The sequence below is a fragment of the Peptoniphilus grossensis ph5 genome, assembly GCF_000311825.1.
Taxonomy (GTDB): domain Bacteria; phylum Bacillota; class Clostridia; order Tissierellales; family Peptoniphilaceae; genus Peptoniphilus_A; species Peptoniphilus_A hominis.
The window spans coordinates 812,194-833,154 of record NZ_HE978566.1; the positions used below are offsets into that span (position 1 = coordinate 812,194).

The following is a 20,961-nucleotide window of genomic DNA, read 5'->3' on the forward strand; positions in this document are numbered from 1 at the left end:
GCCCTTCAAATAACCCATTATTTGGGATATGCTATATTTTGGTGGAATCTCCAACAACATATGAATATGGTCTGGACAACATTCTGCTTCTATTATGTTTATTCCTTTTCTCTCACATAAGTCTCTTAATATTTTTCCAATATCTTGTTTTAATCTTCCATAAATTACTTGTCTCCTGTATTTTGGAGCAAATACTATGTGATACTTACAATTCCAGGATGTATGTGATAAACTATTTTTATCCATTTTAGGATACCTCCCTTTTCTATTTATGCTACTGCCAGTAACATTAATAGTTTATCACGGGAGGTTTTTTGCTTGAAGCTAAAGCTAGTATTCCTACCACCAGCATAGCTGGTGGTTTATTCATGCTAAAGCGTACAAAAATAAAAACCCGGGAAAACCCCGAGTTTTAATTTAATAATTCTTTGGCTATAATATTAACTTGTTTGCCATCTGCTTTGCCCTTAATTAAAGGCATAACATTTTTCATTAATTTTCCAATATCCTTCATTGATGTTATTTCATTTTCGTCAATTACTTTTTTTATAATTTCTTTTAATTCTTCATCTGATAATTGCTCAGGTAAGTATTTAAGAAGTATTTCAATTTCAGCATTAGTTTGGTCAACTAAGTCTTGTCTATTGCCCTTCTTAAATTCTTCAATTGACGATTTTTTTTCTTTAAGCTGTTTAGAAATGATGTTTTCAATATCAGCATCATCAAGCTCTACTCGTTCATCTACTTCTTTTTGTTTAATAGCTGCACGAACCATGGTGATAACATCTTTTCGAAGTTTATCTTTATTTTTCATAGCATCTTTTAAGTCAGCCATGAGTCTCTCTTTTAGAGACATAAGAACACCCTCTTTAATATCTGTGTTTTTTTCTGCGTGCCTCTTCGGATTTTTTCTTCCTTCTAACACTTGGTTTTTCGTAGTGTTCTCTCTTTCTTACTTCTTTGAGAACTCCACTTGTGGCACATTGTCTTTTGAATCTTTTAAGAGCATTGTCTAAAGATTCGTTTTCACCAACCCTGATTTCGGACATTTTTTAACCTCCTCTCGTAGAAAAGAGTAGCCTTACGGCCAATGTAGGTTTATTATACTCTATAAATCCCAAAACTTCAATAATATTTTTACTTTTTAGGATTTTTATCTTTATTGACAAGATAAGTTATGCCTACTACAGATATGGAGATCAAAATTTTTATGACCAACATAACAATAAACTGCCATGAAAGAGGGTTTAGGATTACATCGCCAAGTAAAGTATTTGTAATTACACCAATAGATGCCCCTAAAAGTGATGATGTTATATATTTTAAATAATTTGTCTTGCAGGCACCAAAATAAAAGCTTAGGACATCGCAGGGAAACCATCCAATAAGTCTAATTATAAAGCTTGCCAAAAATTCATTTCTCTCTTGCATCTCAATTACTTTCTCTATCTTGGGATACTTCTTTTTGATGTAATGAATTTCTTCTGTGCCAGACCATCTTCCAAGGATGAAGGGTATAGTTAGGGTCACTGCAAGTCCAAGATAGCTCACTGCAACTGCCTTAAGTGGGTCGAATAAGATTCCACTGGCAACATAAAGTGATGGAAGTGGAATAATAATAGTCAAACTTTTTACTGCAAATAGACTTATTAAGGTTATAATGGATTTTTTTGGATTGCCAGCAGCTTTTTCTGTAAGAGAATTTATGCTCACATTGCCACTTCTTGTTAGAATCAAAACTATTAATATAGATGCAAAGGAAATCAGTGCAACTATTTGAATTTTTTTAAATCTATTTTTTACAGCCTTGTCATTTTCGTCTAATTTTTTATTGCTATCCCTAAAATTTTCTCTCTCGGATTTTATTTTTTCCTTTAAAGCTTTCATTTTCATAATAAATCATTCTTTTCTAATATTTTCTAAAGTGAGGATGTTTTTTGCATCCTTTCTTCCCAATTCATACAAGTTTTCTAATTGGTCGTGGTCTTGGGTAAGAGTTTTTAAATTTCCTATATAGCTTGGCGCAACTATTATGACTTTATTTTCCTTTTCAAGCTCCATGGCTTCTCTCAAGCTTTCGTTGTAGACTAGAGATCTCTTTTCAAAGGTCTTGGCTGCTTTGGGATAAGTTCTCCTCAAGATTCTGACAAATTTTTTGTCCTTTCTCCCTTCTCTAAAGTAATCTCTTGGTCTTGTTAAAACAATTATCACCTTGTCACAACCTGCCTCAAAGGCTCTCTTAAAGGGAATAGGATCGCTTAAGCCTCCATCGAAATAGGGCACGCCCTTTATCTTATAGGGTTGGTTTAAAACTGGCACGCAGCAAGAAGCTTTTATTGGGTCATAATTATCTATTACTAGATCAGATTTCTTAAAATATTTTGCCTTGCCCGTCCTTGCATCTGTAGCAACTATTTCAAAGTCCATAGGGTTATTTTTCAGCGCCTTATAGTCAAGAGGATACTCGCCCTTGGAAGAACTTAAATCATAATAAATATAATCTAGGTCAATGTAAGAGCCAGTCTTTAAATAATTTTTAAAGCTCATGTATTCCTTCCTAAAGGCATATTTGTTGTAAAAGACAAAATTTCTCCTGGGTTGATTTGCCAAAAAAGAGGCACCATTTGCAGCCCCAGCTGAAACTCCAATAAAGTAGTCTCCACTAATATTTTCTTCCATTAAGTAATCAAAAACTCCTGCACCATAAATGCCACGAGTTCCGCCGCCAACATCTACAAAACCTAACTTCATAAGTCATCTTCTTTCTCTATATAAAATCATAATACGCCCATCTTAATTACAGTATATATGAATTTTTTATAATTTCCTATGGACAAAATCCTTAAAGTGTTACATTTAATTTAATATTTTTCTGAAAATTTTACAAAATTTCCTATAAAATATTTTTATAAATTCCAAAATTTCGAAAAAAATAATGCTACAAGAAAACTCGTAGCATTAAGAGTTTTTATTAATTATCAATCAACCTGGTGGCCAATTTAAACTTCTTCCACCAAGGACATGGAAGTGAAGGTGATCAACACTTTGACCTCCATCTTCTTTGCAGTTATTTACAATTCTGTAGCCCTTAGTAAGTCCTGCCTCTGCACAAAGTTTTTGTGCAACTAAAAATACATGGCCAATTAATTCCTTGTGACTTTCATCAAGGTCATCTGCTGATGCAATATGTTCCTTTGGCACAATTAAAAAATGTACTGGCGCTTGTGGGTCTATGTCCTTAAATGCATAGACAAGTTCGTCTTCATAAATTTTGTCTGAAGGGATTTCTCCACTAATTATTTTACAAAATAAACAGTCCATTCTTACCTCCTTTTTCCTTCAACTTCTTTGCAGAGATCATTCCACTGACAAGCTCTGCAAATTTCCTCTCGCCTATCTTTACTAAATATTATATCACAGCTTAAAGCCCTAAGGTCCTCCCAAAAATATTTTTCATCTGCCTTTATATTTAAAAGCTTTAAAACTTTCTCGTCGTAGGATTTTACTTTCTCTTGGCTCTCACAAACTTCTCCAAGATTTTCTGGACAGTATCTGCAAATATCATCCAGATCTTTTATAAGCATTATTTCAGGATTTTCCCTAAGTTTTTTTATAACTTCAGTCATGTTTTTTGAAAAGTCATCGCTATAACCCTCGCCCACAAAATTTTCTGTGCACAAGAGATGATGGGCTCTTATCTTTAACATTTAATCACCAATAATTTCGCAGTTTGCAATTTCGCCTGTATCTAAAATTTTTACACTCTTAATTTTATTTTTAAGGTCAATCTCACTTTTTGCCTTAACTCTAATGTAGTTTGTAGTGTAGCCGTAATACTGACCCTCATGTTCTTCTTCAAATAAAACTGACTTAATCGCCTTCATATTTTCTCTTTCAAAAATTTCTTGGTATTCTTCTCCAAGGGCAATTAATTTTTCTGACCTTTCCTTTTTTACCTTGCCGTCAATTTGATTTTTCATGACAGCAGCCTTTGTATTCTTTCTCTTGGAATACTTAAAGACATGAATCCTTGAAAAGCCAACTTCTCTTACAATGCTCATTGAATCATGAAAGTCCTCTTCACTTTCGCCAGGAAATCCAACTATAATGTCCGTTGTAAGACCTGCATGAGGCATATACTTTCTTATAATATTTGCCTTTTCAATGTATTCTTCGCGAGTGTATCTTCTATTCATTGCCTTTAAAATGTTATTGGATCCAGATTGTAGGGACAGGTGGAAGTGGTCGCAGAGCTTTCCAGTTTTCACTGCTCTCTCCATAAATTCATCTGTAATAATTATTGGCTCAACAGAAGAAAGTCTTATCCTCTCAATGCCATCAACTTCTGCAATACTTTCGATGAGATCAATTAGCCTCATGTCGCCCATGTCCATGCCAAAGGATCCTATGTGAATGCCCGTCAAAACTATTTCTTTAAAGCCACGATCTGCAAGAGTTCTTGCCTCTCTCACTGAATCCTCAATGGTCCTTGACCTAATTGGTCCCCTGGCAAAGGGAATTATGCAGTAGGTGCAAAATCTGTTGCAGCCATCTTGAACCTTCATGTAGGCACGAGTTCTGTTGTTGCTGTCAAAATTTGTGGTGTTGGCAAACTCACGAACATTTTTTAAGTCCTTAACAATATTTATTTTTTCGTGAGACTCTTTTGACTCTTCAATTAAGTCCACGATTTTATTTCTCTCAGTGGTTCCAATTACAACGTCCACGCCCTCAATGTTTTTAACTTCATCAGGGTTCACTTGTGAGTAACAACCAACAACTGCTACCACAGAATCGGGATTTTTCTTTTTTGATTTTCTAATAAACTGTCTTGATTTTCTATCTGATAAATTTGTAACTGTGCAAGTATTTACAATATACACATCGCTAAATTCATCATTTCCAACTTCTATATAGCCTCTCTTTTCAAAAATTTCGCTCATGGCTTCTGATTCGTATTGGTTGACCTTGCAGCCAAGAGTTAAAATTGAAAAAGTTTTTTCCATTACTCACACTCCTTTCCATGTATTATATAAAAAGATGCAGTGATTGCTGCAGTCTCGGCTCTTAAAATTCTCCTGCCAAGACCTACTTTTTTTGCGTCTCTTAAAATTTCAAGTTCCCTGTCTGATATGCCGCCTTCAGGTCCAATTACAAGACCAATGTTGTCGCCAAGCTCATGAATAATTTCTCCAAGCTGAGTCTTGTCTTCGTCTTCATAGCAGAGGACCAAGTCGCCCTTAAATTTTAAAATTTCATCGATCTTAATTATGTCGTGAACTATGGGGATTATGTCCCTCTTAGATTGCTTTGCAGCAGACTCAACAATTTTTTGGTATCTTTCCTTCTTCTTGTCCTTTTTCTTTGAAATGTCAGAGATCGTCCTGTCCATTAAAACTGGGTAAAAGTCGCTGACTCCAATTTCTGTGGCATGCCTCAAGACATCTTCTGACTTATTATTTTTTAGGACTCCAAAAAATAAGGATAGCCTAACCCTTGATTCGTTAGATTCCTCAACCTCTCCAATTTTTTTGAGCTTGCCGTCATAAAAAGCAAAGGAAAAAATTCCATCACTAAAGACAACTTGAAAGACTTCTCCATCTTCTATCCTAATTACATTTTTTAAGTGATGGATTGTCTCTTCCTTTAAATTTGTATTTCCCTTAAATTCTCTGTCTTCAAAAAATCTATACATTTAATTTTCCCACTATTGCTAGCCAATTATTTTTTTCGATTTCGTCAATTATTTCAAAATTATTTTCCCTTAGGGCATCTATTACCATTTGTCTTCTCTCTTTAATAATTCCTGAAGTGATAAAATTTCCGCCAGGATCCATGTGATTTTTTAGATTTTTTATTTCATCAACGATTATCTCTGCAATAATGTTGGAAACAATTAGATTTGCCCTTCCCTTTACTACATCTAAGAGATTGCCCTTTTTGATTTCCATCTTGTCTTCTACCTCATTTAATTTTGCATTTTCATGAGATGCGTCAATGCACTTGTCGTCAATGTCAATGGCAAGGGCTCTCTTTGCACCAAGCTTTAAGGCAGCAATGGCAAGTATGCCTGAGCCGCAGCCAATGTCAAAAATTTCGTCGCCCTCACTTACATATTTTTCTAAAAGTTCAAGGCACATGTAAGTTGACTCGTGAGTGCCAGTTCCAAAAGCCATGCCTGGATTTATTTTTATAATTTTTCTATTGTTCTCATATTCTTCCCATTCAGGAACAATGGCAAGGCTCTCTCCAATTTCTAGGGGCTTGTAATATTTTTTCCAATTGTTAGCCCAGTCCTCGTCGTCCTTTTCTTCTATTCTTGCCTGACCCAAAGATTTTTCTTCAAGTTCAGCCTTTATTTTTTCTGCATCATCTGTGTTTTCTGGATAAACTTTTATGGCAAAAATTTCTTTATCAGAATTTAAAAGGGGATAATCTATAAAGTCCCAGTCCTTTTCGTCTTGGTCCAGCTCCTCCACTAAGTGGCTGGAAACTTCTTCACTTGTATAAATTCCGTAGTCAAAAAGAATTCCCTCAATTATATCCTTTTTGTCCTTTGAAGTATTTATTATCATTTCAATGTATTTCATCTAATCACCTGACTTCATTATATATTACCTGAAATCTTTATACAATTTAAAAAATGCGAATCAGTGATCCGCATTAGTCAAATAAATCTTTTAACTTGTCTAAAAATGATTTTTTATTTTCTTCAACTTCTGGTTCAGTATCTCTCAATTCTTCCAAAAGTTTTCTCTGCTCATCTGAAACCTTTTTAGGAATAATTATGTCAACTTTAAAGAAGAGATCTCCCCTTTGATTTTCACGATTTACATAGGGAACTCCCTCGCCCTTTAGTCTAAAGACTGTTCCTCCAGTAGTGCCCTTAGGTATGTCGTAGTCCACAAGTTTTTTAAGAGTTGGAACTTTTATCTTTGCACCCAGAACTGCATCGGAATAGGAAATTGGAATGTTTAGATAGATGTCATTGCCCTCTCTCTTAAAGACTGCATCAGACCTAACTCTAATGTAGACAAATATATCTCCATTTTCTCCACCATTTTCACCAACGGAGCCTTGACCCTTTAGTGAAATAATATTTCCAGTGTCCACGCCCTTAGGAATATTTACTTTTAATTTTTTGCTCTTTAGGACAGCACCTCTGCCACCACATTTTTTGCAGGGCTGGTCAATTACTTCGCCAGTACCATGACACTTGTCACAAGAAGAAGTTCTCACAAACCTTCCGAAAGGTGTGTTTTGCTCTGATGTGACTTGACCAGTTCCATGGCACTTGTCGCACTCATGCTTTTCTGAGCCAGGTTCCATTTTGCTACCGTGACAATGACCGCACTCTTCCTTAACCTTTACTGAAATTTCTTTTTCCACGCCAAAAATTGCTTCAAAGAAATCAAGAGTTACATCAACTCTAGTGTCAGGTCCCTTCTTTGGCATGTCCTTTCTATTTGCATATTCGTATCTATTTGATCTTGAGCCGCCAAAAATATCAAAAATGTCATCAAAAATATCAGAAAAGCCTCCAAAGCCGCTGCCGCCAGAAGTACCCATATTGCCCTTAAGGCCTTCTTCGCCATAGACATCGTAAACCTGTCTCTTTTCGTCGTCAGATAGGACTTCATAGGCATAGGAAATTTCCTTAAACCTTGCCTCTGCCACTTCGTCTCCTGGATTTAAGTCAGGGTGATACTTTTTCGCAAGCTTTTTATAAGATCTCTTTAATTCTTCTTTGGTTACATTTTTTTCAACTTCAAGAATTTCATAAAAATTTCTCATCTTCCACCTCAATAGTTTTATATTCTAATATAAAGTCTTGGAAAAATAAAGCTTATTTTGCAATTTCAATTTTTCTCACAAATTTTTGCAAGAAAAACAAAATAATTTTAAACATAAAAAAAGTTGCAGCCGAAACTGCAACAATTTTATTTAATTATTATTCTTCGTCATCATCAACAACTTCATAGTCAGCGTCAACTACATCGTCATCTTGTTTAGCATCAGTAGCGCCTGCTTGACCAGATCCAGCTTGTGCACCTTGTTGCTTGTAAATTTCTTCAGAAATTGCGTAGAAAGCTTGAGTCAATTCTTCAGTCTTAGACTTAATTGCTTCAAGGTCTTCGCCATCTTTTACATCCTTAAGAGCCTTAATTGCATCTTCAATCTTAGTCTTGTCTGCATCAGAAATTTTTCCTTCAACATCTTTTAATGTGTTTTCAGATTGATAGATCATTGAGTCAGCATTGTTCTTTGCTTCAATTAAATCTTTCTTCTTAGCATCTTCTTGTGCGTACATTTCAGCTTCTTTAACTTTCTTTTCAATTTCTTCTTCATTTAAGTTAGTTGAAGATGTAATTGTGATGTGTTGTTCCTTGCCTGTGCCTAAATCTTTTGCACTTACATTTACAATACCATTGGCATCAATGTCAAAGGTTACTTCGATTTGTGGCACTCCTCTTCTTGCTGGAGCAATTCCATCAAGTGTGAATCTGCCAAGAGTTACATTGTCTTTAGCCATTTGTCTTTCACCTTGAAGTACATGAATTTCTACAGAAGTTTGGTTATCAGCTGCAGTTGTAAATACTTGTGACTTCTTAGTTGGAATAGTTGTATTTCTTTCGATAAGTCTTGTTGTGATGTTACCCATTGTTTCAATTCCTAGAGAAAGTGGTGTTACATCAAGTAGTAACAAGTCTTTTACATCGCCTGAAAGAACTCCACCTTGAATTGCTGCACCAAGAGCAACACATTCGTCTGGGTTGATGTCCTTTTGAGGTTGTTTGCCAGTTAATTTTTTAATACATTCTTGTACTGCTGGAATTCTTGTTGAACCACCAACTAGAAGAACTTTGTCAATGTCACTTGCAGAAAGTCCTGCATCAGAAAGTGCATCCTTAACAGGTCCTTCAGTCATCTTTACAAGATCAGCTGTAAGTTCATCAAATTTAGCACGAGTTAAGTCCATGTTTAAGTGAAGTGGACCAGCTTGTGATGCTGTAATAAATGGAAGGTTGATATTAGTTGACATTGTAGAAGAAAGTTCCTTCTTAGCCTTTTCAGCAGCTTCCTTAAGTCTTTGAAGACTCATCTTGTCAGCCTTTAAGTCAATGCCATTTTCTTTCTTAAATTCTTCAGCTATATAGTCGATAACTCTGTTGTCAAAGTCATCTCCACCAAGTTTGTTGTTACCACGAGTTGCGTGTACTTCAAATACTCCATCAGAAAGTTCAAGGATTGATACGTCGAAAGTACCGCCGCCAAGGTCGTAAACCATTACTGTTTGAGCTTCTGTGTCCTTGTCTTCTCCATAAGCAAGAGCAGCTGCAGTTGGTTCGTTTACTATTCTCTTAACATCAAGTCCTGCGATTCTTCCTGCGTCCTTAGTTGCTTGTCTTTGAGCATCTGTAAAATATGCTGGAACAGTTATTACTGCTTCAGTAATTTTTTCACCAAGATAAGATTCTGCATCAGATTTTAATTTTTGTAAAATCATAGCTGAAATATCTTGTGGTGTGTAAGTTTTTGAATCTATTTTTACATTAAAGTCAGAACCCATGTGTCTCTTAATAGATGAAATAGTTCTGTCTGGGTTTGTGATAGCTTGTCTCTTAGCAGTTTCTCCTACTAATCTTTCTCCATCCTTTGTAAAAGCTACAACAGAAGGTGTAGTTCTATTACCTTCGATGTTTGGAATTATTACAGCGTCTCCGCCTTCCATTACTGCTACTGCAGAGTTAGTTGTTCCTAAATCAATACCAATTATTTTTCCCATATAAATTACCTCCTAAATAATTCACTTATTGTGAAACTTTGACCATTGCAGGTCTTAACGTTTTGTCATTAATTAAATAACCCTTTTGTAAAACTTCAATTACATAGCCACTGTCGTATTCATCAGAATCTTCAGTTAATACTGCGTGGTGATAAGTTGGGTCGAACTCTTCACCAAGTGCCTTCATCTCAACTATACCTTCCTTTTTAAGGACATCAGTAAGTTGATTTTTTATCATCAATATCCCGTCATAAGTTGAGTCCTTTTCTTCAATGGAATCTAGGGCTCTCTCAAAATTGTCAAGAACGGGAAGTAAGTCATTTACTATTTTTTTAACTCCAAGCTCAACATATTCAGTTTTTTGAGCTTCAGTTCTTCTCTTGTAGTTTGCAAAGTCTGCTTGAAGTCTCATGAACTTGTCCATTAAATCTTGGTACTTTTCATCATCAGATGAGTCATTGGTAACTTCTTGACTATCATCTTGAACTTCATCCTCTTTAACAACATCTTCTATATTTTCATTTTCTAATTCTTTGTTTTCATCTAAGTTATCTTTTTTTATATCTTCATTTGTCATGTACTCCCTCACATTTCTTTTAATCCTCTCGTCAAAGCGTCGCTAAAAGTTTTAACGACCTTAACCAATCTCGTGTAATCAATTCTAACTGGTCCAATTAGTCCAATGCTGCCATAGATGCCAAAGTCCTTGGCAAAGGGTGCCCGAATGATGGTGTTTTCTTTCATTAGACTTGCACTGTTTTCTGAACCAATAATCACTTCCACATCTCCTGTGAAATTATCATTATTTAAGATTTGAAATAAACTGTCTCTGTCCTCAACTAAACTCATAAAATCTTTAGCCTTGTCAAGATCCCTATATTCGTCAAAATTTAAAATATTAGTGAGGCCGTCATAATAAATTTCAATGGATGAGACCTTTTTATTAAACTTGCTTGCAATTTTTACAACATTGGAAATAAAATTTCCATGCCTAATCATGTCATCGGAAAGAGAAATTTTTAGTGACTCAATTTTGTCAAAATCAATTCCCGACATCTTTTCATTTAAAACCTTCTCTATATAATAAAAATCTTCGTCAGGAATATTTTCAATTTCTAAAAAATATCTCTCAATAACTCCTCTGTCCCCTATTAGAACTAAGAGGGCTGTTTTTTCGTCAATCTTTACTAGAGTTAGTCTTTTTATCTTTGTGTCAGCCTTTTGCGGTGTAATAAGATATGCCGTACAGTTGCTGACGCTGGCAAGTAAGTTTACAGCATTTTTATAAAAGTCTTCAATATTTCTTGAAGTGTATAAAAGTCTGTCCTTGATTTTTTCTGAAGCATCAATGTCGTGAAAGTCACTAAAATTTTTGAAAAGTTCATCAACATAGAACCTATAAGCCTTGTCAGAAGGAATCCTTCCCGCTGATTGATGAGGCTTATTTAAAAAACCAAGGTCTTCAAGATCTGCCATTTCATTTCTTATTGTCGCTGAACTAACTCCAAGGTCGTAATCTTTGGAGAGAGTTCGTGACCCGACGGGAGTGGGCATATCAATGTATGCCTCAATTATGGCATTTAAAATATTTATTTTTCTAGTATCCATAATTTCCTCCTTTGTTAGCACTCATTAATGTCGAGTGCTAATCTATTTATATAGTACCCTCTTCCAAGAGCTTTGTCAAGGATATTTAAAAATTTTTTTCTTTTATTCTAAGAATTTTATTTTAATTTTATTTTTAATTCACTCTATATAAGAAACTTGAAAATTTAATTTGATATAATTTTTATTATTCATAGTCTCTCTCTGTGTAAACTTGTGATTTTTTAAAAATTATTACTTGCTTCTCAAAAAATTTTTTTTAAGAAGACCCCAAAAAAATTTTATTTTTATCTCATCTCACTTAATAGTCTTCCCTATAAATTAAAATTATTCCAATCTTCAAGCTATTTGTGTTAAAATTAGTTATTGGAGATGATTTAATTGAAGAAAAGTGAAACTACATCTTTTATTATCACAATTGTAGCTGCAGTTTTAATTGCACTCTTTGTGAGAAATTTTATTTTTAATATAGCAGTCGTTAACGGAGAGTCAATGCACCCAACTCTAAATGAAAAGGACAAATTGATTTGCCTTTCCTACAAGAGGTTTACTGACATCCCTCGCGGCGAAATTGTAGTAATTGATGCGCCAAATGACAACAGAAATTACATCAAAAGGCTTATAGGAAAGCCTGGCGACACTATTGAATTTATAGATGGAAAAGTCCTTTTAAATGGAAAAGTTTTAGAAGAAGCTTATACTTCAAGTGATTATACAGAGTCTGATGAAGATAAATTTGTTTTAAAGGATGACCAGTACTTTGTCTTGGGAGACAATAGACTCCCTGGCATGAGTGTAGACTCCAGATACTTTGGACCAATCGAAAAGAAGAGAATAAAATCAGCAGCAGTTTATAGGATTTTGCCTCTAAAAAATAGAGGAAAAATAGAAACTCTAATAAAATAAAAATCCCCTAGAACGGAGGTAAAAATTTGAGAAATCAAAATAATATAAGAAATTTTTCAATAATAGCACATATTGACCACGGCAAATCTACTCTTGCCGACAGGCTCATTGAGTCAACAGGCATGCTCACAAAGAGAGAAATGGATGAGCAAGTTTTAGATTCCATGGATCTTGAACGCGAGAGAGGAATTACAATTAAATTAAAGGCAATTAGACTTATCTACAAGGACGACAGAGATGGCAAGGAATACATCTTAAACTTAATTGACACTCCAGGCCATGTGGACTTCAACTATGAAGTTTCTCGTTCACTTGCAGCTTGCGAAGGCGCCATTGTAGTTGTAGATGCTGCCCAAGGTGTTGAGGCACAAACTCTTGCCAATGTCTATCTTGCCATTGACCAAGACCTTGAACTTGTGCCTGTAATAAATAAAATAGATCTTCCTAGTGCAAGACCTGATGAGATAAAAGAAGAAATTGAAGATATTATCGGCATTGACACAGAAGGTATTCCACTTATTTCTGCCAAGGAAGGCATTGGCATTGATGATGTCCTTCACGCAATTGTGGACAGGATTCCTGCACCAAGTGGCGATCACAAGGCTCCACTTAAGGCCCTTATCTTTGACTCAATTTACGACTCCTACAGAGGAGTAATTTGTCATGTGAGAATTATTGACGGGCAAGTAAAGCCTGGCGATGAAATCCTCATGATGGCAACGGGCAAAACTTTTGAAGTTGTAGAAGTTGGAGTAATCGCCAACGGTCACATAAATCTTGATTCTTTAAGCGCAGGCGAAGTTGGTTACATAACTGCCTCCATTAAGAATGTAAAGGACGCTAGAGTGGGCGACACAATTACTCTAAAAAATAATAGAACAAGTGAACCAATGCCTGGCTACAAAAAAGTTCTACCTATGGTATTTTGCGGTGTCTACCCTGGCGAAGGCGAAGAGTACAACAGCGTTCGTGAAGCCCTAGAAAAATTACAGGTAAATGATGCTGCCCTTGACTTTGAGGCAGAAACTTCTGTTGCCCTTGGCTTCGGTTTTAGGTGTGGCTTTTTGGGTCTTCTTCACATGGAAATAATCCAAGAAAGACTGGAAAGAGAATTTGACTTAAATATTGTCACAACTGCCCCTTCTGTTATTTATAATGTAATGAAAAAAAATGGTGAAATGATTTCAATTCAAAACCCATCAAACCTACCTGACCCAACAGAAATTGAGTACATGGAAGAGCCAATTGTAAAGGCAGAAATTATGACGCCAACTGATTTTGTTGGGCAAGTTATGGAGTTATGCCAAAATAGGCGTGGCGTCTTTAAGGACATGCAGTACCTTGAAGAGACAAGAGCCCTCATAACTTATCACATGCCACTTAACGAAGTTATCTACGACTTCTTTGATGCCTTAAAATCAAAAACTCGTGGCTACGCATCCTATGACTATGAATTAATTGGCTACGAAGAGTCAGACCTTGTCAAGCTTGATATTTTAATCAACGAAGAACTTGTAGATGCCTTCTCACTTATTGTTCACGAGTCCAATGCCTACACTCGTGCAAGAAAAATCTGTGAAAAACTAAAGGATGTAATACCTAGACACCAATTTGCAGTGCCAATTCAAGCTGCCATTGGAAATAAAATTATTGCCAGAGAAACAATTAGAGCATTAAGAAAAGATGTACTTGCAAAATGTTATGGTGGAGATATAACGAGAAAGAGAAAACTTCTTGAAAAACAAAAGGAAGGAAAGAAGAGAATGCGTACTGTGGGTAATGTTGACATTCCACAAGATGCCTTCTTGTCTGTATTAAAATACGATGAAGAAAAATAAAATTTCAATTTATATTCATATACCTTTTTGCGAGAGTAGATGTCACTATTGTGACTTCTGCTCTTCTCTTTTAAATAGAGAAAATGTGGAAAAATATTTTTCTTATTTAGAGAGAGAAATAAATTTATATAGAAATTTTTTAAGGGAAAAAATTATTGACACAGTTTTTATTGGCGGCGGCACTCCCTCTTCTGTTGACGAGAAATTTATTGAGAGAATTTTAAAAGCCTTAAGTGACTTCGAGTTTTCTGAAGATCCAGAAATATCAATAGAGTCCAATCCCAATTCTCTCACAAGAGAAAAGGCTGAAACTTATTTTTCTTCTGGCATAAATAGGATATCCATTGGCTCCCAGTCCTTTAAGGATGAAATTTTAAAAAAGATTGGAAGGATTCATAAGTCCGAAGACATTTTTAGGGCTATGGAAAATGCCAGAGGAGCTGGCTTTAAAAATATAAATTTAGATTTAATGCTTGCCCTTCCCTCACAAAAATTTTCTGACATCAAAAAATCTCTTGAAGAAATAAAAAAATTAGACATCCCTCACCTTTCTTATTATTCACTTATCTTAGAAGAAGGCACAAGGCTTTATGAAGCTCATAAAAAAAGTCCCCTAGATTTTCCAGATGAAGATGAGGACCGCAAAATGTATCACTATGTAGTAAGGGAGCTTGAAAAAATTGGTCTTCAACAATATGAAATATCAAACTTTTCGAAAAAAGGCTATGAATGTCGCCACAATTTGACTTATTGGAAGCTGAAAGATTACCTTTCCTTTGGACTTTCTGCCTCATCAAATATAAAAAATTTGCGTTACAGAAATTTTTCTGACTTCAAAAATTATTATGTGGCTCTTGATAAGGGAGAAAAACCCATAGAATTTTCTGAGACCTTGAATAAGACCGACAGGACCAATGAATTTATAATGATGGGACTAAGGCTCAGGTCTGGTATTGACTTAGGTGAATTTAAAGAAAGATTTGAAGAAGATTTTCTAAAGCTGTATGAAAGTGAAATAGAAAAAAATATTAGGCTAGAATTAATTGAAGTTAAAGAAAATAAAATTTATCTCACTGAAAAAGGCAGGGACCTATCCAACCAAGTGGAGCTAGATTTTTTCCGCTAAATAAAAAAGACAAGAGTAAAAAAATAAGAGGTAGACAATTATCTACCTCTTTCTCTTTATTATAAAAAATAAAAAGAGAAACTCTCCCGGGAAAATTTCTCTTAACCAGCGATTTTGCTGTTAAGTTCCTTAGCTAGTCGACTTAGCTTTCTGGAAGCTTGTTTTTTGTGAATTATATTTTTATTAGCAGCCTTCTTTAATTTTCTGTCTGCAACAATTAAAAGTTCCTTAGCATCGTCAAGTCTGTTTTCATCAAGAGCGACTCTAAAGTTCTTAACTGCATTTTTCATTTCAGTTCTAATAGGTTTGTTGTGATCAGAATTTCTTTTAGCTACATCTATTCTCTTAATAGCTGATTTAATATTTGCCATTATTTCACCTCCAATATTTAACGCTTTTGCTATTTTACCACGAATTTACATTGATTGCAAGGTTCTTTTTGCATAAGTTTTTATTCCTGGCAAATTAAATTCCCTGGCAATATTTTATAATAAGAGTCTCAAAAATTATTATCTCGTCTACTGATGAAGTTTTAAAAAATTCATCTGCCCTTATTAATTCTTCATAAAAATCTGTCAAAAACTTTTTAGAAAAGTTTCTCTCATAGACCCTTATTTTTCTTTCAAATTCAAACTTTGATAATCCCATTTTATTCATCATTTCTGCCTGACTAATATTTTTTTCAGACAAAATTTTGTAGGACAAAAGATTTTTCACTTGCCTAATTATCATGTAAAAGATTACGGGATACTCTTCCCCTAATTTTACTAGATTGTGAAATTCAACTAGGGCTCTCTCGCTATTTCTCTGCATCATGGCATCTAAAAAGGCAAAAATATTTGTGTCAATATTTTCAGTAATTAAACTTCTAATGTCACTTTCACTTATATGATTACTCTTTGCAGCTGCCGCAATTTTATCCATTTCGCTTATTAGGTCAAGTAAGACAAGGTCTTCATTTTTTGATGTATAGCCACTTTCCTTAATAAAGAGAGCTGCCTCCCTGTCATTAATTTTCTTGCCCTTTCTCAAGAAATAAGATTTTACAAATCTATTTGCATCTACTGGACTTAGCTTGCCAAAATCAATATCTCTATTATTTTTTTTGAAGTATTTGTAAAATTTTGTTGTCTTTTTAATATCTCCAGTGTCCCAAAAAATTAAAATTACAAAATCCGATAACTTGTCTAAAAATTCATAAAAGGAATCCTTTAATTCATAAAGGGCAAGAAAGTCGCATACATCTTTCACTAATACAAGTTTTTTGTCATTCATGACAGGATAGGTTTCGCAGGCAGAAATTATGTCCTGGGGCTTCACTTCACTGCCCTTAAATTTTGTATAATTAAAGGCTTCGCTTCCCTTTACATATTTATTTAATAAATATCCCACAGCATTTTCCATTAAATATTTTTCCTTGCCAAAAAATAAGTAGGCTCCGCTGTGAGTCTCATCTTTGTAAATTTTCTTGTAGTTCATAATTTTTCCTCGCCGTCATATAAAGTAAAGTGGTGTTTAAAAATATAAGTAAAATATAAAATTTATAGTCCTCTTCCTGGTTTTTCCTATCAATCCTAAGCTTGTCGCCATAAATTTTAAAGTCCACTTGCCCATCTCTTGCCGTAACATAGTATATGATACCATGTTTTTCCAAGTTTTGTAGCACTTCTTCATGGGGATGACCATAGGAATTATTGACGCCAGCAGAAATTATGGCAAATTTTGGCGAAGTATTTTCCAAAAACTCCTTAGAAGTGGAAGTCTTTGACCCATGATGGGCGACCTTTAAGATGTCTATGTCCCTATTTATTTTTTTCTCAACATTTTCGGAAATGTCGCCAGTAAAAAGTGTCTTAAAGTCCCTGTGATTTATGAGAAGGACCATGGAATTGTCATTTTCTTCTTCACTCTTTTCACTGTCAGAGAGGACTTCTGCCAGAGTGTCCCCTAAAATTTTTACCTTATCGCCTTTTTTTAGCATAACAATATTAGAAAATTTTTCTGCATTTTCTAAAATTTCTGGATCTTCTGGCAGGTGACTAATAAAAATATTATCCACCCTATATTTTTCTAAGATTTTATTTAAATTTCCCGCGTGATCTTCGTCAAAGTGAGAAATAAAAATCCCGTCAATTTTTGAAATACCACGAACTTTTAAAGTTGGAAATAAAAATTTTTCTGCAATTTTATTTTCCTGCCTTGCTCCACCAGTGTCAATTAAATAATTTTTGCCGCGAAAACTTATAAGTGTGCAGTCTCCCTGACCTACATAGAGGTGGCTTTCCTTGTAAGTGTTTAGGTCTTTAAAAATCCCAAGGGATGTAAGAACAAAAAACACTGCCATGTAAATTTCAATAATTTTTATATTTGGCTCAATAATTTCCCTTAACTTGTGCCTGTATAAAATCATCAAAAGTAAAGTGTAGTAGACAAAAATGTATTCATACTTAAAAGCTTTTAGGGCGATAAAGATGCTTCCCTTAGCTGCAAAAAGACTTTCCAAACCAAAAGTTGCATTCATTAAAATATTTAAGACTTTTCCAAGAATACCAGGAAAAATTCCCAGACCCATGATAAAACCAAGAGTAATGATCACAGAATAAATTGGCACAATTATTAAATTTGCAAGAAAAACCAAAAGAGAAAATCCATCAAAATAATAATTTAATAGAGGAAAAAGTGAAATTATTACTGAGATTGTCCCCACAAAAGATTTTTTTACAAGACCGCTGCCTGCTATCCTGCTATCTAAGGCTGGATATACAAAGACTAGACCGAAAATTGCCCCATAGGACATGAGAAGTGATGTTGAATAAATTGCCATGGGATTTATAAATAAAATTATGCTAAGGCTCAAGAAATAAATTTTTTTCAGGTCTAAATCTTTTTTGAGATAAATATTTGCCTTGTAGAGAAGGTAAAACAAAAATGCTCTAAGGGCTGAAATTGGCATGCCAATAGTCACTATGTAAAAGAAAATAAGACAAGTCACAAGAAAATCAGTGAGCTTTTTATTTTTCGTTATCCCTTTTATTATGCCATCTAAAAAAAGTACAAGGACTCCAATGTGAAGGCCTGACACTGCCAAGATGTGGCTCATGCCAAGAGTGTTGAACCTATCCTTTTCACTCTCTTCCATGAGGGACCTATCGGCAAGGACAATTGAGGACATGAGTTTAGAATTTCTTTCATCTAAATTTTCACTATAAAATTTTTTTGCCCTGTCTATACAGGCATTGGAAAATTTATAAAAAATATTTGGCTGAGAAATTTTTTGGAAGCTATTTATCTTTCCAAGGGCATAAATTCCCTGAGCCTTGTCATTTTTCTCAAAGTCAAAATTTCCCTCGTTCATGGCAGGAAGAGGCGGTGTGAATTTCCCAAGAATCTTATAAGTTCCTCCCCTGTCTAGCTTTTCGTAAAATAAAATTTTTGTCACAAATTTTTTGCCATTAACAGAAGAGGTCTTAAGGACAGACTTATTTTCATTTGATAAAATTACTTTTCCAGTGACCTGGTCAGAAAAATCCTTTAGCTTGTAGTCTCTAAGGGAATAATTTAGGCAAACAGCAAAAATAAGGAGAGGAAATATAAATAATTTGGCATTTTTCTTTTGTGCAATAATAATTATTGCTAGAAGGAGAAAAAATCCCGCCATTAATAAACTTGCCCTTGTAAAAATTGAAAGTAAAATTCCAAAAATAATTGCTGCAAATAAATACATAGGCACCCCCTCTTATTATATATCTTTTTAAAGCGCCAAGTCACGAAATATGATAATATATTAGTGGAGGTAGCTATGAATTCTAAATACAAAAACCCTTACAAAAAAAATTACAAATTAGAAATAATTGATAAAATAAATCGTGACGGCATTACTTATGGAAAGGTCCAAGACCCTCCCTTCTTCACTGGCAGCGAAAATCTTTTGGCTGATGAGATAAAAATAAATGGTGAAGACCCAGTATTTTTATCTGGCAACAAAAACTATTTTAAAATTGATGAAAATAAGGACCAGGTTGAAATTGAGATAAATTGGAAAAATAGACTGCTCATGATGCAGGAAAATCTTGGCAATGCCTTGGTGAGATATTTTTTATCAACAAATACAAATTCAGAAATTTTAAATTACAAGGTTGAAAAAAATTCTTCCTACATCGACATTGCCGCCAAGGATTTTAAATTTATGACAGTAAAAAATATTGAATCCCTTGTAAATTATGCCATCTTTTCAAATTTATCCATTGAAAATTTTGAAGACCACATAAAAATTGAAAGGCTGGCAGAAATTTCCTACCAGGGTCCTGCCCTAAAAAGGACTGGCGAAATTGGCATGGTCTTTATTTCTTCAGTTGATAAAATAAATTCTGCCATTAGACTTACAATGGTCTCAGGGGAAAATGCCTACAAGCTTGCCAGAAATTCTCTAAATCTTTTGGACAATATGAAGATGTACTTAAATAGCGACAGCATAGAAAGTGTATTTTCTGATGTAAAAAAGTTAAAGGCAAAAAATTTCCCTGACAGGGGAAAAATTCTTGGTCAAGAAAAAAATCTTCATGAAGAAAAAATTCCTAAAGAGGATAAAAAAGATGAAGCCCCAAAAAATTCTGACTTAGAAAAAATTGATGAAATAGAAAAAGTTGATGAAAGAGAAAAAACTTCTGAGCCTGAAAAAGTCATTGAAGAAGTAAAAAATTCTGAAATTAAAAATTCTTCTGACTTAGAAAAAGATTTTGTAACTGATGAAAATTTAAAAGATTCTGAAAAAAATAAGGGATCAGAGAAAGTTTCTCAACCAGAAAAAGTCATTGAAGAGGCAAAAAAAGAAAAATACGATTCTAAATTCTTCCACGAAAAATATAAGCTTGAATCCTTTAAGGACTTGAATAAACAAATTGAAGATAAAAAAGATGACGGGGAAAATAAAATAGAAGATCCTCAAAAAAATAGTGAAGAAAAAATAGAAAAGACAAATAATAAACTTAGCCAAAATAAGACTAAGGACTCCCAAGAAAAATCACCACTATTTTATCAAGCTGTAGATTCCTTTAAACGCTTTTCCACAGAATTTTCTGGCATAAATTACATCTACAAGGTCCTTGAAGATGTAAATTTAAAGGAGCTTCGCGAAATTTCTTCATACATCTTAAAAGAAGACAACTTTATACAAATTTATGGACTAAAAAATGGCAAGAGGTCAAAAATAATTGTCCTTCGCTCCATGAATTTAAACTTCAACTTAAAGAAAATTTTTGAAAAATTGCAGGACCACTTCGACTTCACAGGCACAGGCAATATGTATACCTTGGACTTGGAGTGTAGAGAAGAAGACCTCACTAGAATCATGGAAAGCTTCTTAATTGAAATCAAAAGAGAAGCAAAATAAATATAGCTCACATTAAATCATTTTATGTTTAATGTGAGCTATATTTTAATACAAAAACATTATGTACAAAAGTAATTTACAATTAGATTCTCTTATTGAATAGTTGAGTTTTTAGATATCTTGATAAACAGTTCCACTTCCATCAAGATATGGTGCATCTCCATACTTATCTGGGTTATCACCTGTCGAAATAGAAACTGTATAATACCTGTTTCCTTTTACCCTTCCATATTCAGTTTGTCCATAATTTGTCTCAAATTGAAATTTTTCCCTATCAAATAATTTAGAAATTATATTAACCTCATATGGA

The 20,961-nt window shown here is 34.2% G+C and carries 21 protein-coding genes; 4 read left to right on the forward strand and 17 right to left on the reverse strand.

From position 1 onward, the window contains the following. The 14 genes from tnpA to hrcA all read right to left on the reverse strand — a co-directional run. On the reverse strand, positions 1-246 hold a 246-nt coding region (tnpA, locus tag HGPG_RS03845), incomplete at its 3' end, for an IS200/IS605 family transposase (protein ID WP_019124744.1). Between the two features lie 166 nt (positions 247-412). After that, the gene (locus HGPG_RS03850; RefSeq protein WP_019124746.1) at positions 413-856 is read right to left on the reverse strand and encodes a GatB/YqeY domain-containing protein; all 444 of its coding nucleotides are present in this window, start codon (positions 854-856) and stop codon (positions 413-415) included. A 13-nt stretch (positions 857-869) separates the two neighbouring features. Then, on the reverse strand, positions 870-1,049 hold the full coding sequence (gene rpsU, locus HGPG_RS03855; RefSeq protein WP_005957648.1) for a 30S ribosomal protein S21: 180 nt from the start codon (positions 1,047-1,049) through the stop codon (positions 870-872). Positions 1,050-1,137: 88 nt separating this feature from the next. Continuing rightward, positions 1,138-1,887, reverse strand: coding sequence for a TVP38/TMEM64 family protein (locus HGPG_RS03860; protein ID WP_036731468.1), 750 nt, complete (start codon positions 1,885-1,887; stop codon positions 1,138-1,140). A 12-nt stretch (positions 1,888-1,899) separates the two neighbouring features. Beyond that, positions 1,900-2,751, reverse strand: coding sequence for a patatin-like phospholipase family protein (locus HGPG_RS03865; protein WP_019124748.1), 852 nt, complete (start codon positions 2,749-2,751; stop codon positions 1,900-1,902). Between the two features lie 231 nt (positions 2,752-2,982). After that, positions 2,983-3,321: a histidine triad nucleotide-binding protein gene (locus HGPG_RS03870; RefSeq protein ID WP_019124749.1), complete on the reverse strand. Its 339-nt coding sequence runs from the start codon at positions 3,319-3,321 to the stop codon at positions 2,983-2,985. Positions 3,322-3,323: 2 nt separating this feature from the next. Then, entirely contained in the window at positions 3,324-3,707 is a 384-nt protein-coding gene (locus tag HGPG_RS03875) for a DUF1284 domain-containing protein (protein WP_019124750.1), read from the reverse strand. Continuing rightward, positions 3,708-5,006: a tRNA (N(6)-L-threonylcarbamoyladenosine(37)-C(2))-methylthiotransferase MtaB gene (mtaB, locus tag HGPG_RS03880; protein WP_019124751.1), complete on the reverse strand. Its 1,299-nt coding sequence runs from the start codon at positions 5,004-5,006 to the stop codon at positions 3,708-3,710. After that, positions 5,006-5,695 (reverse strand): RsmE family RNA methyltransferase, encoded by a 690-nt coding sequence (locus HGPG_RS03885; RefSeq protein ID WP_019124752.1) that lies wholly within the window; start codon positions 5,693-5,695, stop codon positions 5,006-5,008. The genes mtaB and HGPG_RS03885 overlap by 1 nt, the downstream gene beginning before the upstream one ends. After that, a complete protein-coding gene (gene prmA / locus HGPG_RS03890; protein ID WP_019124753.1) occupies positions 5,688-6,590 on the reverse strand; it encodes a 50S ribosomal protein L11 methyltransferase in 903 nt (300 codons plus the stop codon). The genes HGPG_RS03885 and prmA overlap by 8 nt, the downstream gene beginning before the upstream one ends. 73 nt (positions 6,591-6,663) lie before the next feature. After that, positions 6,664-7,794, reverse strand: a complete 1,131-nt coding sequence (gene dnaJ, locus HGPG_RS03895; RefSeq protein WP_019124754.1) for a molecular chaperone DnaJ — start codon at positions 7,792-7,794, stop codon at positions 6,664-6,666. A gap of 157 nt (positions 7,795-7,951) precedes the next feature. Further along, on the reverse strand, positions 7,952-9,787 hold the full coding sequence (gene dnaK, locus HGPG_RS03900; RefSeq protein WP_019124755.1) for a molecular chaperone DnaK: 1,836 nt from the start codon (positions 9,785-9,787) through the stop codon (positions 7,952-7,954). A 25-nt stretch (positions 9,788-9,812) separates the two neighbouring features. Then, positions 9,813-10,364 carry a nucleotide exchange factor GrpE gene (gene grpE / locus HGPG_RS03905; protein WP_019124756.1) on the reverse strand — a complete coding sequence of 184 codons (552 nt, stop codon included), beginning with the start codon at positions 10,362-10,364 and terminating at the stop codon, positions 9,813-9,815. 8 nt (positions 10,365-10,372) lie between these two features. Next, the gene (gene hrcA / locus HGPG_RS03910; protein ID WP_019124757.1) at positions 10,373-11,395 is read right to left on the reverse strand and encodes a heat-inducible transcriptional repressor HrcA; all 1,023 of its coding nucleotides are present in this window, start codon (positions 11,393-11,395) and stop codon (positions 10,373-10,375) included. A 378-nt stretch (positions 11,396-11,773) separates the two neighbouring features. Between hrcA and lepB the strand changes: the two genes are divergently transcribed. Genes lepB through hemW form a run of 3 tightly spaced genes read left to right on the forward strand, consistent with a single transcriptional unit; the run spans position 11,774 to position 15,262 of the window. Next, positions 11,774-12,298, forward strand: coding sequence for a signal peptidase I (gene lepB / locus HGPG_RS03915; RefSeq protein WP_019124758.1), 525 nt, complete (start codon positions 11,774-11,776; stop codon positions 12,296-12,298). Between the two features lie 26 nt (positions 12,299-12,324). Next, complete coding sequence (gene lepA, locus HGPG_RS03920) at positions 12,325-14,136, forward strand: translation elongation factor 4 (protein WP_019124759.1); 1,812 nt, start codon at positions 12,325-12,327, stop codon at positions 14,134-14,136. Continuing rightward, positions 14,123-15,262, forward strand: a complete 1,140-nt coding sequence (hemW, locus tag HGPG_RS03925; RefSeq protein ID WP_019124760.1) for a radical SAM family heme chaperone HemW — start codon at positions 14,123-14,125, stop codon at positions 15,260-15,262. Before lepA ends, hemW begins: the two co-directional genes overlap by 14 nt. A 101-nt stretch (positions 15,263-15,363) precedes the next feature. Here the strand turns inward: hemW and rpsT are convergent, their stop codons facing one another. From rpsT to HGPG_RS03940, 3 genes are all read right to left on the reverse strand, one after another. Further along, the gene (rpsT, locus tag HGPG_RS03930) at positions 15,364-15,633 is read right to left on the reverse strand and encodes a 30S ribosomal protein S20 (protein ID WP_019124761.1); all 270 of its coding nucleotides are present in this window, start codon (positions 15,631-15,633) and stop codon (positions 15,364-15,366) included. A 94-nt stretch (positions 15,634-15,727) separates the two neighbouring features. Then, positions 15,728-16,741, reverse strand: a complete 1,014-nt coding sequence (gene holA, locus HGPG_RS03935) for a DNA polymerase III subunit delta (protein WP_019124762.1) — start codon at positions 16,739-16,741, stop codon at positions 15,728-15,730. After that, the gene (locus HGPG_RS03940; RefSeq protein ID WP_019124763.1) at positions 16,713-18,986 is read right to left on the reverse strand and encodes a DNA internalization-related competence protein ComEC/Rec2; all 2,274 of its coding nucleotides are present in this window, start codon (positions 18,984-18,986) and stop codon (positions 16,713-16,715) included. The genes holA and HGPG_RS03940 overlap by 29 nt, the downstream gene beginning before the upstream one ends. A gap of 75 nt (positions 18,987-19,061) precedes the next feature. Here HGPG_RS03940 and HGPG_RS03945 point away from each other — a divergent pair, with 75 nt between their 5' ends. Beyond that, a complete protein-coding gene (locus HGPG_RS03945) occupies positions 19,062-20,651 on the forward strand; it encodes a hypothetical protein (RefSeq protein WP_019124764.1) in 1,590 nt (529 codons plus the stop codon). Positions 20,652-20,961: the final 310 nt, after the last annotated feature.

Bases quoted from the DNA above. Each gene is read 5' to 3' on its own strand.
- hrcA (WP_019124757.1), bottom strand. From the start codon at position 11,395: ATGGATACTAGAAAAATAAATATTTTAAATGCCATAATTGAGGCATAC.
- HGPG_RS03870 (WP_019124749.1), bottom strand. From the start codon at position 3,321: ATGGACTGTTTATTTTGTAAAATAATTAGTGGAGAAATCCCTTCAGAC.
- mtaB (WP_019124751.1), bottom strand. From the start codon at position 5,006: ATGGAAAAAACTTTTTCAATTTTAACTCTTGGCTGCAAGGTCAACCAA.
- HGPG_RS03850 (WP_019124746.1), bottom strand. From the start codon at position 856: ATGTCTCTAAAAGAGAGACTCATGGCTGACTTAAAAGATGCTATGAAA.
- dnaJ (WP_019124754.1), bottom strand. From the start codon at position 7,794: ATGAGAAATTTTTATGAAATTCTTGAAGTTGAAAAAAATGTAACCAAA.
- HGPG_RS03860 (WP_036731468.1), bottom strand. From the start codon at position 1,887: ATGAAAGCTTTAAAGGAAAAAATAAAATCCGAGAGAGAAAATTTTAGG.
- HGPG_RS03875 (WP_019124750.1), bottom strand. From the start codon at position 3,707: ATGTTAAAGATAAGAGCCCATCATCTCTTGTGCACAGAAAATTTTGTG.
- HGPG_RS03945 (WP_019124764.1), top strand. From the start codon at position 19,062: ATGAATTCTAAATACAAAAACCCTTACAAAAAAAATTACAAATTAGAA.
- rpsU (WP_005957648.1), bottom strand. From the start codon at position 1,049: ATGTCCGAAATCAGGGTTGGTGAAAACGAATCTTTAGACAATGCTCTT.
- HGPG_RS03885 (WP_019124752.1), bottom strand. From the start codon at position 5,695: ATGTATAGATTTTTTGAAGACAGAGAATTTAAGGGAAATACAAATTTA.
- prmA (WP_019124753.1), bottom strand. From the start codon at position 6,590: ATGAAATACATTGAAATGATAATAAATACTTCAAAGGACAAAAAGGAT.
- HGPG_RS03865 (WP_019124748.1), bottom strand. From the start codon at position 2,751: ATGAAGTTAGGTTTTGTAGATGTTGGCGGCGGAACTCGTGGCATTTAT.
- rpsT (WP_019124761.1), bottom strand. From the start codon at position 15,633: ATGGCAAATATTAAATCAGCTATTAAGAGAATAGATGTAGCTAAAAGA.
- dnaK (WP_019124755.1), bottom strand. From the start codon at position 9,787: ATGGGAAAAATAATTGGTATTGATTTAGGAACAACTAACTCTGCAGTA.
- HGPG_RS03940 (WP_019124763.1), bottom strand. From the start codon at position 18,986: ATGTATTTATTTGCAGCAATTATTTTTGGAATTTTACTTTCAATTTTT.
- holA (WP_019124762.1), bottom strand. From the start codon at position 16,741: ATGAACTACAAGAAAATTTACAAAGATGAGACTCACAGCGGAGCCTAC.
- hemW (WP_019124760.1), top strand. From the start codon at position 14,123: ATGAAGAAAAATAAAATTTCAATTTATATTCATATACCTTTTTGCGAG.
- grpE (WP_019124756.1), bottom strand. From the start codon at position 10,364: ATGACAAATGAAGATATAAAAAAAGATAACTTAGATGAAAACAAAGAA.